At 43.7% G+C, this 1,310-nt stretch carries 1 protein-coding gene; it reads right to left on the bottom strand.

Annotation, left to right across the window (positions count from 1 at the left end):
• Positions 1-12 precede the first annotated feature (12 nt).
• A complete protein-coding gene (locus ELS82_RS25000; RefSeq protein ID WP_134837773.1) occupies positions 13-1,206 on the bottom strand; it encodes an ISL3 family transposase in 1,194 nt (397 codons plus the stop codon).
• Between the last annotated feature and the right edge of the window lie 104 nt (positions 1,207-1,310).

Below are 1,310 nucleotides of genomic sequence, written 5' to 3'. Positions count from 1 at the left end.
AATAAAAAAGGTTCATCGTGGCTTTCCGGGGAAAGCCGCTTTTATCTTTAAGAAGAAGTAATCGGTATCTCTATAGCCATATCCCATCCGCTTGATTAATTTTATCTTGTTGTTTATTCCTTCGAGGGTGCAAGTATTCAGCGGATAACTTGCTGAGGCGGTAATTCCATGAAGGTAAGGTCGGAGTTTTCGAGCAAACTCTTTTAACGGCTTAATTCCGCTTTCATTCACTTGTTTCCACCATACTTCCCATAAATTCTTGGCCTGTAGCTCTGAGCTGCAACGCCAGAGTTCCTTTAATTGCGCTCCGAGTATGTAAGTGGTCATCAAGTCTTGATTTACCTTCAATATTTCAGTGAGGTAGCTGTCCTGATGTGTATTCAAGTTATCTCGATTTTTCAGTAACACCCAACGTGAGCGCTTAACCCATTGCCTTTCTTTTTTATCATGTTTTAACTTGTTGGCTTGGTCGACTCTGACCCTATCCATGACCTCACGACCGAACTTAGCCACAACATGGAATAAGTCGTACACGATGCGTGCATTTGGACAATGCTCATGAACTTCAAGGTCAAAAGCAGTATTCATATCCATCGCTACCGCTTCGATATTTTTACCATATTCGCCTAACTGTTCGAAGAACGGCCGAATGTCCTTACGGCTACGACCTAACCCTACCCAGATAACTTGATGACTTTTAGCGTCAGCAATGACAGTGGCATAGCGATGCCCCTTAAAGATGGCGAACTCGTCCATGACGAGTTGMCTCAATTCACCCCATTTAACTGGCGGTACAACTTGTTGAAGGCGACGCTTATCTATCTCTTTTATTGAGTGCCAATGAACCCCAGTAAGTTGGGCAATATGCTTAATGGGTAACAGAGGCAGCAACTGCTCAATATAGCTCCTCAAGCGATTCGTGATACGAGCATAAGGCTCCAACCAAGATAATCGTTCAGTCTTGATACCGCAGTGCCTGCACCTAATGCGTCGAGTTTGGACAAGCAACTCAACAGGTGTYCCAAGCAGTGTTGCCTCTTTCACGTTACGCCATTGGTACTCATGTATAGCTTGAGCGTGACGCCCACAGGGACATTTAGCGGTAGAGTCAGGTTTTAGGGTGAGCGTAATAAGCGAAGTAGTTTGATGAGACTTTACGATATGAAAGCCTTCCCAGAATGAAGATAGGAAAGTATGATTCGGCATGAGAACGGTAGTTTGTGTAAGTTTTGTTTGGCGATAAAACTCTATCACTTACTACCGTTTTTGTTTTGTGTTCCCGTTAATCCGCGATGAACCATAAAAAAGCC

It is taken from the genome of Vibrio ouci (genome assembly GCF_004551525.1).
GTDB classification, from domain to species: domain Bacteria; phylum Pseudomonadota; class Gammaproteobacteria; order Enterobacterales; family Vibrionaceae; genus Vibrio; species Vibrio ouci.
Note: the sequence above shows the minus strand (reverse complement) of the source record. Positions and strands in the feature narration are given on the sequence as shown.